The organism is Undibacterium sp. Di26W (assembly GCF_049340265.1).
GTDB lineage: Bacteria > Pseudomonadota > Gammaproteobacteria > Burkholderiales > Burkholderiaceae_D > Undibacterium.
This window is the reverse complement of sequence record NZ_JBMPOR010000016.1, coordinates 67,838-82,972: the sequence shown is the minus strand read 5'-3', so window position 1 is coordinate 82,972 and position 15,135 is coordinate 67,838. Positions and strand designations below refer to the sequence as shown.

Annotated in this window: 13 protein-coding genes and 5 tRNA genes; 10 read left to right on the top strand and 8 right to left on the bottom strand. The window is 52.7% G+C overall.

What is annotated here, in order from left to right:
• Nucleotides 1-27: 27 nt before the first annotated feature.
• The 3 genes from ACO0LM_RS18280 to ACO0LM_RS18270 are packed head-to-tail and all read left to right on the top strand — an operon-like array spanning nucleotide 28 to nucleotide 1,489.
• Entirely contained in the window at nucleotides 28-348 is a 321-nt protein-coding gene (locus ACO0LM_RS18280) for a hypothetical protein (RefSeq protein ID WP_423038693.1), read from the top strand.
• 57 nt (nucleotides 349-405) lie between these two features.
• Nucleotides 406-930: an NADPH-dependent FMN reductase gene (locus ACO0LM_RS18275; protein WP_423038691.1), complete on the top strand. Its 525-nt coding sequence runs from the start codon at nucleotides 406-408 to the stop codon at nucleotides 928-930.
• A 43-nt stretch (nucleotides 931-973) separates the two neighbouring features.
• The gene (locus ACO0LM_RS18270; protein WP_423038689.1) at nucleotides 974-1,489 is read left to right on the top strand and encodes a hypothetical protein; all 516 of its coding nucleotides are present in this window, start codon (nucleotides 974-976) and stop codon (nucleotides 1,487-1,489) included.
• A gap of 431 nt (nucleotides 1,490-1,920) precedes the next feature.
• Here ACO0LM_RS18270 and dut read toward each other — a convergent pair whose 3' ends face one another.
• From dut to ACO0LM_RS18235, 7 genes are all read right to left on the bottom strand, one after another.
• Nucleotides 1,921-2,370: a dUTP diphosphatase gene (gene dut, locus ACO0LM_RS18265; RefSeq protein WP_422988414.1), complete on the bottom strand. Its 450-nt coding sequence runs from the start codon at nucleotides 2,368-2,370 to the stop codon at nucleotides 1,921-1,923.
• 58 nt (nucleotides 2,371-2,428) lie between these two features.
• Nucleotides 2,429-3,643, bottom strand: a complete 1,215-nt coding sequence (gene coaBC / locus ACO0LM_RS18260) for a bifunctional phosphopantothenoylcysteine decarboxylase/phosphopantothenate--cysteine ligase CoaBC (RefSeq protein WP_423038783.1) — start codon at nucleotides 3,641-3,643, stop codon at nucleotides 2,429-2,431.
• A gap of 17 nt (nucleotides 3,644-3,660) precedes the next feature.
• The gene (gene lspA / locus ACO0LM_RS18255) at nucleotides 3,661-4,188 is read right to left on the bottom strand and encodes a signal peptidase II (protein WP_422988416.1); all 528 of its coding nucleotides are present in this window, start codon (nucleotides 4,186-4,188) and stop codon (nucleotides 3,661-3,663) included.
• Between the two features lie 103 nt (nucleotides 4,189-4,291).
• On the bottom strand, nucleotides 4,292-7,156 hold the full coding sequence (ileS, locus tag ACO0LM_RS18250) for an isoleucine--tRNA ligase (protein WP_423038687.1): 2,865 nt from the start codon (nucleotides 7,154-7,156) through the stop codon (nucleotides 4,292-4,294).
• Nucleotides 7,157-7,227: 71 nt separating this feature from the next.
• Complete coding sequence (locus ACO0LM_RS18245) at nucleotides 7,228-8,205, bottom strand: bifunctional riboflavin kinase/FAD synthetase (protein WP_423038685.1); 978 nt, start codon at nucleotides 8,203-8,205, stop codon at nucleotides 7,228-7,230.
• A 141-nt stretch (nucleotides 8,206-8,346) separates the two neighbouring features.
• Nucleotides 8,347-8,562 carry a hypothetical protein gene (locus ACO0LM_RS18240; protein ID WP_230413734.1) on the bottom strand — a complete coding sequence of 72 codons (216 nt, stop codon included), beginning with the start codon at nucleotides 8,560-8,562 and terminating at the stop codon, nucleotides 8,347-8,349.
• A 75-nt stretch (nucleotides 8,563-8,637) separates the two neighbouring features.
• Nucleotides 8,638-9,786 (bottom strand): methyltransferase, encoded by a 1,149-nt coding sequence (locus ACO0LM_RS18235; RefSeq protein WP_423038683.1) that lies wholly within the window; start codon nucleotides 9,784-9,786, stop codon nucleotides 8,638-8,640.
• A 226-nt stretch (nucleotides 9,787-10,012) separates the two neighbouring features.
• Between ACO0LM_RS18235 and ACO0LM_RS18230 the strand changes: the two genes are divergently transcribed.
• The gene (locus ACO0LM_RS18230; RefSeq protein WP_423038681.1) at nucleotides 10,013-11,800 is read left to right on the top strand and encodes a DUF885 domain-containing protein; all 1,788 of its coding nucleotides are present in this window, start codon (nucleotides 10,013-10,015) and stop codon (nucleotides 11,798-11,800) included.
• A 166-nt stretch (nucleotides 11,801-11,966) separates the two neighbouring features.
• Here ACO0LM_RS18230 and ACO0LM_RS18225 read toward each other — a convergent pair whose 3' ends face one another.
• Nucleotides 11,967-13,565 (bottom strand): D-arabinono-1,4-lactone oxidase, encoded by a 1,599-nt coding sequence (locus ACO0LM_RS18225; RefSeq protein ID WP_423038679.1) that lies wholly within the window; start codon nucleotides 13,563-13,565, stop codon nucleotides 11,967-11,969.
• 453 nt (nucleotides 13,566-14,018) lie between these two features.
• On the opposite strand from ACO0LM_RS18225, the gene ACO0LM_RS18220 reads away from it, so the two are divergent.
• From ACO0LM_RS18220 to ACO0LM_RS18195, 6 genes are all read left to right on the top strand, one after another.
• A complete protein-coding gene (locus ACO0LM_RS18220; RefSeq protein WP_423038677.1) occupies nucleotides 14,019-14,258 on the top strand; it encodes a hypothetical protein in 240 nt (79 codons plus the stop codon).
• A 116-nt stretch (nucleotides 14,259-14,374) separates the two neighbouring features.
• Nucleotides 14,375-14,451: transfer RNA gene (locus tag ACO0LM_RS18215), tRNA-Pro, on the top strand.
• A gap of 7 nt (nucleotides 14,452-14,458) precedes the next feature.
• Nucleotides 14,459-14,534 (top strand) — tRNA-Gln (locus ACO0LM_RS18210).
• An 83-nt stretch (nucleotides 14,535-14,617) separates the two neighbouring features.
• A tRNA-His gene (locus ACO0LM_RS18205) sits at nucleotides 14,618-14,692 on the top strand.
• Nucleotides 14,693-14,719: 27 nt separating this feature from the next.
• A tRNA-Leu gene (locus ACO0LM_RS18200) sits at nucleotides 14,720-14,804 on the top strand.
• A 109-nt stretch (nucleotides 14,805-14,913) separates the two neighbouring features.
• A tRNA-Ser gene (locus ACO0LM_RS18195) sits at nucleotides 14,914-15,000 on the top strand.
• Nucleotides 15,001-15,135 lie beyond the last annotated feature (135 nt).

Below are 15,135 nucleotides of genomic sequence, written 5' to 3'. Positions count from 1 at the left end.
GCATGATGTTGCACTGCAAAAAAACGGATGAAAACTATTATATTTGATATAATTTTTTTGCGTAACATTGCATCGGTTTTTAGCGACTTCCTCATATTTCTTCATGGAGATGTGATGGGCTCATGTCATCCACTCTTCATCAGGCAACAGCTTCCTATGCAGGCACCGTTAAAGCTTCATGCGCGCTTATTTTTCGGCATGGTGACATTGTTCAATATGCTGCAACGCCCACCTATGCCGTTGGTGATAGCTAATGGTAAAAAAGCCGAATTGAAATTTTCATTCGTGCTGGAAGGCGTGCTGTCGGGCTATGTCGGTGCCGATGACCTGACACCACTGAAAAACTGAACCATCCAGATTTTTTGATTATTTTTCTCATTTGCTCATTTTTACCAGGAAGCCATCATGAAACTACTCGCCTTCGCTGCCAGCAGCAGTAAAAAATCCGTCAACAAACAACTGGTCACCTATGCCGCCCACCTGGTTGCCGGTGCCGAAGTAGAAGTACTGGACTTGAATGATTATGAATTGCCGCTGTTCAGCGTTGACAAAGAAGCCGATCTCGGCAAGCCCGCACTGGCCCTGGCTTTTTTGGACAAGATCGCCAATAGCGACGCCATCCTGATTTCCTTCGCTGAGCACAATGGTTCATACAGCGCTGCCTATAAAAACCTGTTTGACTGGTGTTCCCGCGCGAATGGCAAGGTGTTCCAGGGTAAGCCCATGGTAATGCTATCCACATCCCCCGGCGCACGCGGCGGCGCCAGCGTCCTGGCATCCGCCACGACCTCTGCACCATTCTTTGGCGGGCAATTAAAGGCCAGCCTGTCAGTGCCGACCTTTTATGAGAATTTTGATGTGGAGAAGCAGGAATTGAAAAATGAGGAGTTAAAGGGGAAATTGCTGGCGGCGTTGGCGACGCTGGCTTGAGGGCACCAAGCCACTGCGCTGTTTCGCCAGATTGACGTTGCGATTGAATGACGGCAATCCTGTCAGCGTCGCTCCAGCGCAGGCTGGAGGCTACCGGGCTGGCGCTCCAGTGGCGTTGTTTTTGTGCCGTACTTTGATTGAAACGATTGCTCTTCGTGGATACAAGCCGGGTCTCGGCCCGGCAGCCGAATTCCTTTCTTTGCTTCGCCAAAGAACGGAATCAAAGAAAGGCGACCGCAGACTCGCTCCCTGCGGGAGTGCCCATTTATGTAGCACAAAAAATGGGAAGGTCCGCAACTCGCCTGCGGCTCAAACATCGGACCTTCTTTTTCCATTTTCTGCACTACACAAATGGCTTCGTCCCAAGCGGAAGAGAGTCAAAGACAAATACAACGTCAAAATCAACAACAAAGTCAAAAGCAACTGCAACACCAACACCATGGTTAATCGATGTCATTCAAATAAATATGAATGCGGTTGTGTTGACGTTGGTTTTGACTTTGCTGTTGCAGTTGTTTTTGAGGTTGTTTTTGACTCTCATCCGCTTGGGACGATGTAATTTGTGCTTCACAGAAAATGGAATTAGAAGAGCCGATGTCTGAGCGAAGCGAGTTGCGGATATTCCCATTTTTTGTGATGCACAAATTATGCTGAAGCGTAGCGTAAGCACCCGAAGGGAGAGTCTGCGGTCGCCTTTCTTTGATTCCGTTCTTTGGCGAAGCAAAGAAAGGAATTCGGCTGCCGGGCCGAGACCCGGCTTGTATCCACGAAGAGCAATCGTTTAAATCAAAGTACGGCATGCAACGAACGCCGCTACAGCGACGTAAACATGATTGCCGCACATCGGAAGAAACCCATCCTCATCCCCGCCTTCTCCTTGAAGGAGAAGGAGTAAAAACTTGCCCAGACTTGTTCACCGTGGCACTTGCAAGTTGCGACAAAAAGCATGCATTACAAAAGTCCGGCACAGGCCGAACCCAGCCACCATCCTCAATGCTTACCCGTACTCCCAAAACCACCCTCACCACGCTCACTCTGTCCAAATTCATCAACGATATTAAAACCCACCTGCAACACCGGTACGATGATCAGTTGGGCCAGTCTTTCCATGGGTTGCAGCGTGAATTCTGACTGGCCGCGGTTCCAGGTGGATACCATCAACTGGCCCTGGTAGTCGGAATCAATCAGGCCAACCAGGTTGCCCAGCACGATGCCGTTTTTGTGGCCCATGCCGCTGCGTGGCAAGATCATGGCGGCGTAGCCGGGGTCGGCGATGTGGATGGCCAGGCCGGTGGGAATCAACACCGTCTGGCCGGGCTGAATGGTGATGGCGGCATCGATGCAGGCGCGCAGGTCGAGGCCGGCGCTGCCGGGGGTGCCGTAGGCGGGCAGCAAGTCTTTCATGCGGCTGTCGATGATTTTCAGGTCTATGTTTTTCATGGTATTGAGCAAAAAATAATGCCCGAAGGACGCTGGCCCCTGGGCATGAATGGAAGAATTAAATCAGGCTGGTACGCAAGGCGATTTCAGCTACCAGGTTCTGGGCCAGGGTGTGTTTGTCTGCGCGCGGCAGGGCAGTATGGCCTTGCTCGTCAAACAGCACCAGCTCATTGTCGTCCTTGCCAAAGGTATGGTGGCCGATATTGCCAACCAGTAGCGGGATATTTTTCTTGAGGCGTTTGGCGGCACCGTATTGCAACAGGTTTTCTGATTCGGCGGCAAAGCCTACGCAGTAAGGGCGATCGGGCAGGGCGGCTACGGCTGCCAGAATGTCCGGGTTTTGGGCAAATTGCAATTGTGGCGTATCACTGTCGCAGGTTTTTTTCAGTTTCTGCGCGCTGGCATTGGCGACGCGCCAGTCGGCAACGGCGGCAACGGCGATGAAGATGTCCTGCCTATGTTGTGCCGACGGCGCCAGTTGTGCCATCACAGCATCATGCATTTGCTGTGCAGTCTGTACTTGTATGCGGCGCACGCCATAGGGCGCATCCAGCGCGGTGGGGCCAGAAACCAGGGTGACAATGGCACCGGCTTCCCAGGCGGCCTGGGCAATCGCATAACCCATCTTGCCAGATGACAGATTGGTGATGCCGCGTACCGGGTCTATCGGTTCAAACGTGGGGCCGGCGGTGATCAGTACATGTTTGCCAGCCAGTGTCTTGGGCTGGAAGGCTGCGATGATTTCGGCCAGCAACTGTGCAGGTTCCAGCATGCGGCCCATGCCGGTTTCACCACAGGCCTGGTCGCCGGCAGCGGGGCCAAGGAGGTGTATGCCATCGGCCTTGATCTGTTGCACATTGCGCTGGGTGGCGGGGTTTTGCCACATTTCCACATTCATGGCGGGGGCAACCAGCAGCGGCAGGTCGGCCGGGCGGGCAACGCACAAGGTGGATAGCAAATCATTGCAGGCACCATGGGCCAGCTTGAAGATAAAATCGGTACTGCATGGCGCAATGACGATGGCGTCAGCATCACGGGTCAGGTCTATGTGCGGCATGTTGTTGCTGATGCGCGCATCCCACTGGTCGGTATACACGGTATTGCCAGACAGGGCCTGCATGGTCACCGGGGTGATGAAGTGGGTTGCTGATTCTGTCATCACCACCTGCACTTTGGCACCGGCTTTGCCCAGCGCCCGTGTCAATTCTGCGATTTTGTAGCAGGCTACGCCACCGGTCAGGCCCAGAACGATCTTTTTACCAGCCAGTCGCAGACTCATGGTGCTACTCCTTATTTTTTCACGCGACGCAATTCATCCAATATGAATAATGCCGCACCGACGCAAATCGCGCTATCAGCGATGTTAAAGGCCGGGAAATGATAAATTTCCAGGTAATGGAAATCCAGAAAATCAATCACATGGCCATACAGCAGCCTGTCGATGACATTGCCCAGGGCACCGCCCATGATCAGTGCCAGCGCCGTGCAAAACAGCTTTTGCCCGGCATGGCGTTTCATCAGATAGGTGATATAAGCGGCTGCTATCAAACCGATGGCGGTAAACAAATAACGCTGCCAGCCTGTTTCCGTCGCCAGGAAGCTGAACGCTGCGCCCTTGTTATAGGCCAGAGTCAGGTTGAAAAATGAGGTGATGCTCAGGGTCTCGGCATAAGCAAAGGCCTTGCTGATGGTGATCTTGCTGACCTGATCCAGCAAGATGACGATGGCAGCCAGACCCAGCCAGGGCACGAGGCCAGCGCCAGAAGAGCTGGAACCTGAATAATTATTTGAAACAGCAGGTTTTTTTTTGGTTGCCATGGGCATTGAACTCTTGTGAAGTCTTGGTAAATACGGGCTGGGTCAGACTTGCGCTTGATCCCGCCCGTATGACAAATGCTTAATTAAACTTACTTAAACTTATTTATGCATACCGACGTGTTTCGCCAGCACCAAACAGGTTGCTGACGCAACGGCCGCACAGCCCGGGGTGTTCTGGATTGCTGCCTACATCCGCACGATAATGCCAGCAACGCTCGCATTTTTCATATTTGGACGGGGCAACGACCACGGCTTCTTCGACTTCGCTGGCAACCTGTTCCACACCGGCTGCTGAGGTGATCAGGGTAAATTTCAAGTCATCGGCAAAACTGTTCAATACGTCAAACTTGCTGCCGCTGGCCTTGATCGTCACTTCTGCCTGCAAGGAAGAACCGATGCCACCGGCCACGCGTACTTCTTCCAGTTGCTTGGTGACATCCGTACGGACTGCACGCAGGGCGGCATACTTGGCTAGCAAGGTCTCTGCATCAGCGATCTCTGGCAGGTTGTAATAAGTTTGCGTGAAGATGGTTTCATCGCTGTCTTTGTAGGCATCGGCAGCGGCAAAGAACTGCCATGCTTCTTCAGCGGTGAAAGACAGCATCGGTGCCATCAGGCGCAGCAGCGATTGCGTGATATGCCAGATCGCGGTTTGTGCAGAGCGGCGCGCAGGTGAAGTCGTGCCGCTGGTGTACAGGCGGTCTTTCAGGATGTCGAGGTAGAAACCACCTAGGTCTTCCGAACAGAAAGACTGCAATTTGCTGACCACAGGGTGGAATTCAAATGCCTCAAAATGTGTCAGGATTTCTTTTTGCAATGCCGTCATATTGGCGATGGCATAACGGTCTATCTCCAGCAAGTCATTGATGGCGACTGCATCTTTCGCTGCATCGAAATCAGAGGTGTTGGCCAGCAAAAAGCGCAAGGTATTGCGGATGCGGCGATAGGCTTCCGTTACACGCTTCAGGATTTCATCAGAGATGGACAATTCGCCTGAATAGTCAGAAGAGGCAACCCATAGGCGCAAGATATCTGCACCCAAGGTATCGAATACTTTCTGAGGTGCGATCACATTTCCTTTGGATTTGGACATTTTTTCGCCATTACCGTCCACGGTGAAACCATGTGTCAACAAGGCTTTGTAAGGCGCACGGCCATCCAGCATCGACGCTGTCAACAGCGAAGAATGGAACCAGCCACGATGCTGGTCAGAACCTTCCAGATACAGATCTGCCGGGAAAGCGGATTGTTCTTTATGTGATCCGCGCAAGACGGTCTGATGCGTCACGCCAGAATCAAACCAGACATCCAGGGTGTCGCGGTTTTTTACATACATGGCAGCTTCATCACCGAGCAAATCAGCAACTTCGATTTTTTGCCAGGCTTCGATGCCTTCTTTTTCTATGCGCAGGGCGATCTGCTCCAGCAGTTCTGGTGTGCGTGGATGCAATTGGCCAGTTTCCTTATGCAGGAAGAAAGCCATAGGCACACCCCATTGACGCTGGCGCGACAAGGTCCAGTCAGGGCGGTTGGCGATCATGCCATGCAAACGCGCCTTACCCCATGCCGGGAAGAAGGCGGTGTCATCAATTGCTTTCAATGCCGTCTGACGCAGGCTGTCACCACCGGCTTTGGGCGTATTGTCCATGCTGGCAAACCACTGTGAGGTGGCGCGATAGATGATCGGTGTCTTATGGCGCCAGCAATGCATATAGCTATGTTCAAACATCTTGAACGAAAACAGGGTGCCCGCTTCGCGCAGTTTGTCACAGATAGGCTTGGATGCTTCCCAGATCGTCATGCCAGCAAAGAACGGCAGGCTGGACGCAAATTTACCATCACCCATCACAGGGGCGATGATGTCGTCATCCTTCATGCCATGCGCCTTGCATGACTGGAAATCTTCGATACCGTAAGCAGGCGCAGAGTGCACCACGCCAGTACCGGTTTCTGTACTCACGTATTCACCCAGGTAGACCGGCGAAAAACGGTCATAGCCAGCATCCATTGCTGCCAGCGGATGCTTGAATTTGATTTCAGACAAATCTGCACCCAGGCAAGTCGCGATGACTTCGCCTGTCAGGCCATAGTTAGTCAGGCTGGCTTCGACCAGATCTTTCGCCAATATCAGCAGGATGTCTTCACCGTCGCGCTGGGTCTTGACCAGGGCGTAAGTGATTTCCGGGTGCATGTTCAGCGCCTGGTTGGATGGGATAGTCCATGGCGTTGTGGTCCAGATGACGCAGTAACCTTTGTCCAGCGGCAGCTTGTCCAGTTTGAAGGCAGCGGCCAGTTTGTCATGTTCAGCAAAGGGGAAGCCGACATCGATAGATGGGTCGCGTTTGTTTTCGTATTCGACTTCAGCTTCTGCCAGGGCAGAACCGCAGTCAAAGCACCAGTTGACCGGTTTCAGGCCGCGATAGACATAGCCTTTTTCCAGCAACTTGCCAAGCGCACGCAATTCATCTGCTTCATTGCCAAAGGCCATGGTTTTGTAGGGATTATCCCATTCACCCAGGACCCCCAGGCGGATGAAGCCGGCTTTTTGTTTTTCTATCTGTTCATTCGCATACACGCGTGCCTTGGCGTGCACTTCTGCTACGGGCAGGTTTTTGCCAAACAGTTTTTCTACCTGGATTTCGATGGGCATGCCGTGGCAATCCCAGCCAGGTACATAGGGGGCATCAAAGCCAGCCATGGTACGGGCTTTGACGATCATGTCTTTCAATATCTTATTGACGGCATGACCCAGGTGGATGTCACCATTGGCATACGGCGGGCCATCATGCAGGATGAATTTCGGGCGACCGGCAGACGCCTTGCGCACACGCTCATAGATTTTTTTGTCTTGCCAGTCCTTGACCCACTTGGGTTCGCGCTTGGCCAGGTCGCCGCGCATGGGGAAAGCTGTTTCGGTCATGTTGACCGGGTATTTACTGGCAGTTTTTGCCGCTTTGTTTTCAGACATAATGAGTTTTCTATTTTTAAAATCGGGGTGAAGTCACAAGCAAGTACAGTGAAAGTACAACAAGGTGAGCTTCAAATTCGGTCAGTGGCAGAGCGGGCAGGGCGGTGGCTGTCGGCGAAGTATGCACGCGCTTGTTCCGCATCCTTGTTGATGGCTGCAGTCAGGGTCGGCAAGTCTATGTATTTTTCTTCGTCACGCAGTTTTTTCAAAAATTCTATCTGCACGACTTTGCCGTAAGCGTGACCGCTGTAATCAAATACATGGGTTTCCAACAGCACGCGGCCGCTGTCATCGACAGTAGGACGCACGCCCAGGCTGGCCACGGCAGGCAAAGGCTGGTCAGACAAACCATGTACCTGTACGATAAAGATGCCATTCAGGGCCGGGCGGTGATGGGCGATACGCAGGTTCAGCGTAGGGAAACCAAGGGTGCGCCCCAGCTTTTGGCCATGCACCACATGGCCAGAAATACGGTAAGGGTGACCGAGCAGGGCTTCGGCCTCATCAAAATCACCATTGGCCAGGGCCAGACGTACCGCTGATGAAGAAATGCGCACGCCCTTGTTTTGTACCGAAGGCAGGGTTTCAACCGTAAAGCCAAAGCGTTGTCCGGCTTCGGTCAGCGTGGCGATATCACCGGCGCGTTTGGCACCAAAGCGAAAATCTTCGCCGACCATGACCCATTTAACGTGCAGGCCATCGACCAATACTTTTTCGATGAAGTCTTGCGGTGACAATGCGGCGAAATGGGCATTGAAATGTTCAACGATCACCCTGTCCACACCCGCTGCCTGCAGCGAAGCCATATTGTCGCGCAAATTGGCGATACGGGTAGGTGCTTTCGAGATGTCACCCAGCATCTGGGCAAAGAATGCGCGCGGATGTGGTTCAAATGTCATCACTGCAGCTTCTATGCCCAGACGTGTAGCCGCATCCCGCAAACGGGCAAGCAAAGTCTGGTGGCCCAGATGCACGCCATCAAAATTGCCTATCGCCAGCGCACAGGGTGCACGGGAGGCTGCATTTGGAAGTCCGCGAAATACCTTCATTGTTTCCAGAAAACTGCTGCAAAGCCTTAGATTATAAATGCTTTCGTCTGGCTATAGATTTGATCTGAGGTGCAAATGCAAATTTTGCAAGGGAATAATGTAAGAATTCCCCGCTTTACTTGTCACTTGCTTGCCAAGGAATTAATGATGATGTGACCACAAGACATCATTGGAGCTCAGATAAGACTGGACAGCTTCTTTATTGCCAGTCGCGTGTTTCATGATTTCGCCGCAGCTGCAAATGCCCTGGTAGGGTTGAATATGTGAGCAGGCAGAGACTTTTTGCAGGAAGACCTGAACGGATTTGCTGCAGTTTTTGCATTTAAAGGTCAGGATGCGGGCAGGTTTGTTGATCATGATGCGAATTTTCTAAACAATTAATAAATTCATATAAGCCGTGAGCGGATAATCACCGATCACAAAGTACCATTACTATTTTAATTTCAAGCGCCACAATGATGTAACTTCCTTCACACGTGCAGCATGCAAGGGATCGTTTTCATCCGTGGATTTGGGATGGCGTGGCTTGATATCCATCTTGCCGATGACAGTCAGGCCGCCAGCGTCTATCCAGCTCTGCAAATCGGTAGTGCCGCGCAGGCCCAGGTGTTCAGCAAAGTCGGACATGATCAGCCAGGCTTCGCCCTGCGCTTCCAGATGTTCTGCCACGCCAGCCAGAAAGCCGCGCAACATGCGGCTGTCGGGGTCATACACGGCATATTCTATTGGCGAGTTGGGGCGAGCGGGCAACCATGGCGGGTTACAGACCACCAATGGCGCACGGCCAGGCGGGAACAGGTCTGCCTGCATCAATTCTATTTGGCCGGACATGCCCAGCCTGTCCACGTTTTCACGGGCGCAGGCAAGGGCACGCTGGTCCTGGTCGGTTGCCACGATCTTTTTGACGCCACGCTTTGCCAGCAGCGCTGACAGCACGCCGGTACCCACACCAATATCAAAGGCCAGTGTCGTTGACGGCAGCGGGGCCTTGGCCAGCAAGTCGATATACTCACCACGCACGGGGGAAAAGACGCCATAGTAAGGATGGATTTTTGCGCCCAGCGCAGCGATTTCCACGCCATTCTTGCGCCATTCATGGGCGCCTATCAGGCCCAACAATTCCCGCAGGGAGGCCACAAAGGCCGTCGTCGGTTCGCCATACACTTCATGGCAGGCTTGCGTCACGTCTGGCGCACGGCGCAGGGTGATGCGGTAATCGGCTTCAAAGGGAATCAATACCATGGCCAGCACACGGGCGCGCTGCGATTGCGCCTGGCGGTGCAGGTTGAATGCTTCTTTCGCGGATTCAGGTACTTTGGCTTTCTTGCTGGCCCTGGCCGGTTTTTTATCGATGCGGCGCGCCAGCGCCTGCAAGAGCTGCTTGCCATTGTGGTAGTCGCCACGCCACAGCAAGGCTGTGCCTTCGCAAGCCAGCTTGTAGGCGGCTTCTACATTCATGCGGTCATCGGCAATCTGCACACGCTTGGGGGCCGGTGCCCCGCTTTCTGAATGCCAGCGGCATGATCGTGCTTCGTCGTTTTCTGTCCAGTGCAATTGCAGAAGTGGGGTGGGGGTGTTCATGTTTTTCTTTTTGTGATGCTGCGGGTTTGCCACACTAGAGCTCGGCCAAGGCTGGAGTGTAACAAAGAAAGCCCCTTCAATGAACGTTGACGCTGATGGGCGAGGTGTTGCGGGAGTGTTGCAGGTATGCTTTCTTTATCTGGAGACAATAAAAAATGCAGATGATGGCTGCCATCTTGTGTTAACCTCATATTTCTTAATATATTAAGACTGCGAGATACTCACTATGCCCATGCCATTGCGTTCTGTTCTGATTGCCACTTTTCTGTCTTCACTGGTAATGGCTGCACCTGCCAGTCTGTCTGCCACGGCTGCCCCCGTAACTGTCAGCAAAAAAGCGGATCAGGGGTTTGCCCGTATCAAGGCTTCCTTCCTGAGCGCCTTGTGGCAACAGGATCCGGATATGGCAATGGCGGCAGGTCGCTATCAGGATGCGAATAAACTGGTACTGCCCAATCAGGCTGCCCGCGATGCCTATGTAGCTTTTGCCGATAACTGGCTGGCGCAAATCGGCAAGGTCGATGCAGAAAGCTTGTCTGCCAATGAGCAGACTGATCTGGCGCTGATACGCAATTACCTGAATGGCACGCGCTGGTATCTGACGCAATTCCGCGAATTTGAATGGAATCCTACCCAGCACAATATTGCCGGCGGTTTTGATTCAATACTGAATACCGATTTTGCGCCCACAGCCAAACGGGTACAGGTGGCCATACAGCGTCTACAAGCCGTGCCTGCTTATTACGCTGCTGCCAAAGCCAGTATCAAGAACCCCACCCCAGAACACACTCGCCTGGCGATCAAGCAAAGTGCCGGTGCCATCGCTGTGCTGGCTGAACTGGAAAAAACGGCCACCCAGGAAAAGCTGGCTGGCAAGGACAAAGCCGCTCTGGATGAAGGTTTAAAAAATGCCCGCGCTGCTGTCAATGATTATGTACAGTTTCTGGAATCGCTGGAAAAAACACTGGACCCGGCCACCGCACGTTCTTTTCGCATAGGCAAGGATTTATATGACGGCAAATTTGTTGCCGACATCCAGTCTTCACTGACGGCAGAACAGACGTACCAGCGCGCATTGAAGTTCCGGGACGAAGCGCATCTGAATATGGAAAAACTGGCGGATCAGCTATGGGATAAAACCATGGGCACGCAAGCCAAGCCTGCCGACCGCGTCCGCAAGATTGCCATGGTGATCGACAAGCTGTCTGAAAAACATGTGGCAGGCAAAGACCTGTTCACTGAAATCCGCAGCCAGTTGCCGCAACTGGAAAAATGGATACGTGAGCATGACCTGGTCAGCCTGGATGCCAAAAAGCCCCTGATCGTGCGCGAAACGCCAGTGTACCAGCGCGGTGTCAGCCTGGCGTCAATAGAAGCGCCCGGTATCTTCAGGCCCAATGACAAGACCTATTACAATGTCACGCCTTTTGATGGCCAAAGCCCGGAACAGATCGAAGGTATCTTGCGTGAACACAATTACTGGGTTTTGCAGATATTGAATATCCATGAAGCCATTCCCGGCCATTACACCCAGTTGCAACATGCGAATCAGTCACCGTCGGTGATCAAGACCCTGTTCGGCAATGGTGCCATGGTGGAAGGCTGGGCCGTGTACAGCGAACGCATGATGCTGGAATCTGGCTATGGCGGCAATACGCCAGAAATGTGGCTCATGTATTACAAATGGAACTTGCGCGCCGTCTGCAATACCATCCTCGATTATCAGGTGCATGTGCTGGGCATGACAGAGGCCGAGGCCAAAGATTTCCTGATGAACCAGGCTTTCCAGACCAAGGCAGAAGCCGATGGTAAATGGCTGCGGGTGCAATACACGTCGGTGCAACTGGCCAGTTACTTTAGCGGCTACAGCGAAATCCTGGAGTTCCGTGAACAGTTGAAAAAACAGCAAGGCGATAAGTTCAAACTCAAGCAATTCCACGAACAATTCCTCAGCTATGGCAGCGCCCCTGTGGGAATGATCAAGAAGCTGATGTTGAAGGATGGCGTGAAATAAACAGAGCTTGTTTCATACAGAGGCCAGGCATAAAATTTAACTGCTTTTAAAATTTGACTGCTTTCTCTTTGACACCTCTGCGTCTCTGTATCTCCGTATCTCTGTACTGAGCAGTTTTTAAGTTGGAATGACCGGCAAAGTGCAATGACAGCATGCCGGTCATTCCTTATTCACCAAGCAGCCTTGCCACATAGGGATTGCTGAACATCCCAGTCGGGTCGCAGCTTTGACGGTATGTCTCGAAGGCCAGTACTCTTTCCTGGCGACGGTCACGCAACTGCCCAAGGAAGGCCGGGTTGAACGGGGCCGTAGGTGCAGCAGGGCCAACTGCCGGGTCATAGAAACCGTACATTTTGCCATTGTGCGGCCAGCCACCCATGGCGACCCATTCGCTTTCCACTTCAGCAAAAAAGCTCAGCATTTTGGCCGGATAATCGAGACCATTCTTACTACTGTTGACGGCCACAAAGGCGATCAGGTCAAGGTTGACGAACCAGGCATTGGCGGACTGTGTATACGTCCCAGCCAGCGCTGTATCGCCGCCCTTGATGAAGCGAAATTCCATCGGTGCAGCGATGTGGAAGTTGGCACTTTTGTTGACCTTGCTGCTCACCGATTGCAATGCCGTCCAAACCTTGGACAGGCTGCTGGCTCCCAGGTCAGGCAGTTCGATGAAGTAAGACATGAAAATAACCCTGGCAGCTTCACCCAGCCACAGGTCAGAATTGTTTTTGCCAGCAGTGTTGACTTCACTCCTGATGACCGATATCGCGGTAGAGGTAATCAGTGCCGCCGGGCCGGTAGCAACAAGCGGCGTACTAAAATCCTGGGCAAAGATGGCCGCTTCTTCGGCCAGGTGTTCGCCGAAACGTAAATAGGGCGCGCCGAATTCATCTTTCAGCGCCAGTTGACAGGCGTCTTGTGCCGGTACCGGTGTGGGCGCGGCACCTGATCCACTGTCCACATTCCACCATGCTGCCATGAAGTTGCTGGTGCCGGTGAAGGCATACGGGTTGAAAAATGTTTCCACCCTGGTTTTGGATGCCAGCAGGGCAGCCATGCCGGTACCGAAATCAGATGCACTTTCCCACACATGGTCACTGATGCCCGATGTCAGGCTATTCGCATAAGGACGTGGCAAGACACGGATGGTCACCGCAGTGACCACGCCCAGCGCACCGAGTGACACACGCGCAAATTGCAGTGGCGACCATGCACCGGCCGTGGCAGTGCTGCTGTCAATCACTTTGACCGCGCCGCTGGGGCCCATGATGGCAAAGGCCGTCACGGTTTCGGCAAAAATGGGTGCCTGCACGGTTGCACCATGCACGTCTACAGCGGTCATCCCGCCCAGACTGAAAAAACCGCCGGCTGTCACGGTTTCCAGCATCAGTTTGTTTTGTGTCAGGAATGCGTCGAGTTCATCTTCACGCACACCGGTATTGACGCTCACGCTTTTGCCATCGCTACTGAGTTGCATGCGCTGGTTGCCGTCTTCACCCAGATCGGCATAGCATGACATATCGATGATGACAAAATTGCTGGCTGGTGATTCGCTGCTGGCCACCAGCGGGGTTTGCGAATGGCGTTGACCGGATACACGCACCTGCTTGTTTTGCGCGGCAGCGTTGCTGATGATAGCTAGCAAATCAGCCCGGGTGCGGGGTGCGTAGTAGTAATTATCCCCCTGGTAAAACAGATTCTGGCTCCAGTTTTGCCAGGTGGGGGAAGAGGGGCTGCTACTGTTTGTGGTGATCGGTGGCATGGTTTTTTCCTTGGCAGTGGAGAGTGAAGAAGCAAATCGAGATGATGTGTTGGGTGAAGATGAGGTGATGGGGGAGCATAGGTTGGCCTTGATAGCACTGCCATTTCCCAAGGTAAGCAGCACCAATCCTGCCTATTCACCGCTTCATCACAGGTACACAGCAATACAGGGTGCAATATCTTGCATGGCAAACGCATGGTGCTGGCATTTAAGTTGAATTTTGATGTTAATTAGTCTAGCATAAATTTTAATTAAAACGTTTTCTAACTTGATGTTTGCATGCTTGCTGTTAGCTTGATCCTCAACAGGAATATGCGTCTTTTGCAAAAATTTCGCATTAATTTGAATAAATTCGTCATGCCATGCTTGTTTTATTTAAAAACATGTGGCAAGATAACTCCATCGACTACAGCAGCACCCACTTAACCGAGTAAATAGAGAAAAGGACAGATTGTGAAAACCACGCTACTCCAACAATTGAACCAGGGCTTGTGCGCTAATGCGCAGGGTCTGGCACAGGCTGGCGACGCGGTTCTCAATCTGGCCTCGCTCTCGGCCCATCCTTCGCCCGCCAATCTGCCTCTGCAGTTAGCGCAACAAGGCGCGAAGCCAGCCTTGCCCTTGCATCATCTGGGCGCTTGCCTGCACCTCAACATCCGGGGGGAAACCCCACAGATATTCCGCACCAGTTAGCGTGCACCATATCTGTTGCGATAAGCCCGGATGCGATTAACGCACCGGGCTTTTTGGTTTTTATACAGCTTGATTTTTAGTGCTTGCCAACGTGTGGCGGCAAGCAGATGTTTTTACGGAGTGTGGCGCAGCCTGGTAGCGCAACTGCTTTGGGAGCAGAAGGTCCGAGGTTCGAATCCTCGCACTCCGACCAGTTTAATAGGGGATTAGCCAAGTGGTGACGGCATCTGGTTTTGAACCAGATATTCCAAGGTTCGATTCCTTGATCCCCTTCCAGTTTGACCTACCTGTCATGTCGTCGAATGCACGCTTTACAGGTAGGAAATGCAACAGAAATAAGAGCTTCAGCCTGCTTTGGGGTGGCCATAACTTAACGGTGAAAGTCGTGGACTGTGAATCCGCTTATCTCGGTTCGATTCCGAGTGGTCACCCCAAAGCAGTTTGATGTGAATGAGATTTATGCGCGTGTGGTGGAATTGGGATACACGCTGGTCTTAGAAACCAGTGCCGAAAGGATTGAGGGTTCAAGTCCCTCTGCGCGCACCAATTATCGTAGTAGGGCGCGCCGCACGCACCGAATGTGTTGTGCATATCGATTTACCTGAGACAGCGAACGGTATGCGTGGTGCCACCTACAGCAGATCGAAATAAATACGGAAACGTGGCAGAGCGGCCATTGCAGCTGTCTGGAAGACAGTAGGGCCTTCGGGTCCCGTGAGTTCGAGTCTCACCGTTTCCGCCAGATGGTTAGACACCTGCATGACGAAAAATGCATGTGCGTGAAGAGCTTAAATGCGCGTGTGGTGGAATTGGCATACACACTGGTCTTAGAACGTGTTTACGATCTGTAGCGAGCGAGCGTCAGCGGGGTGAAGAG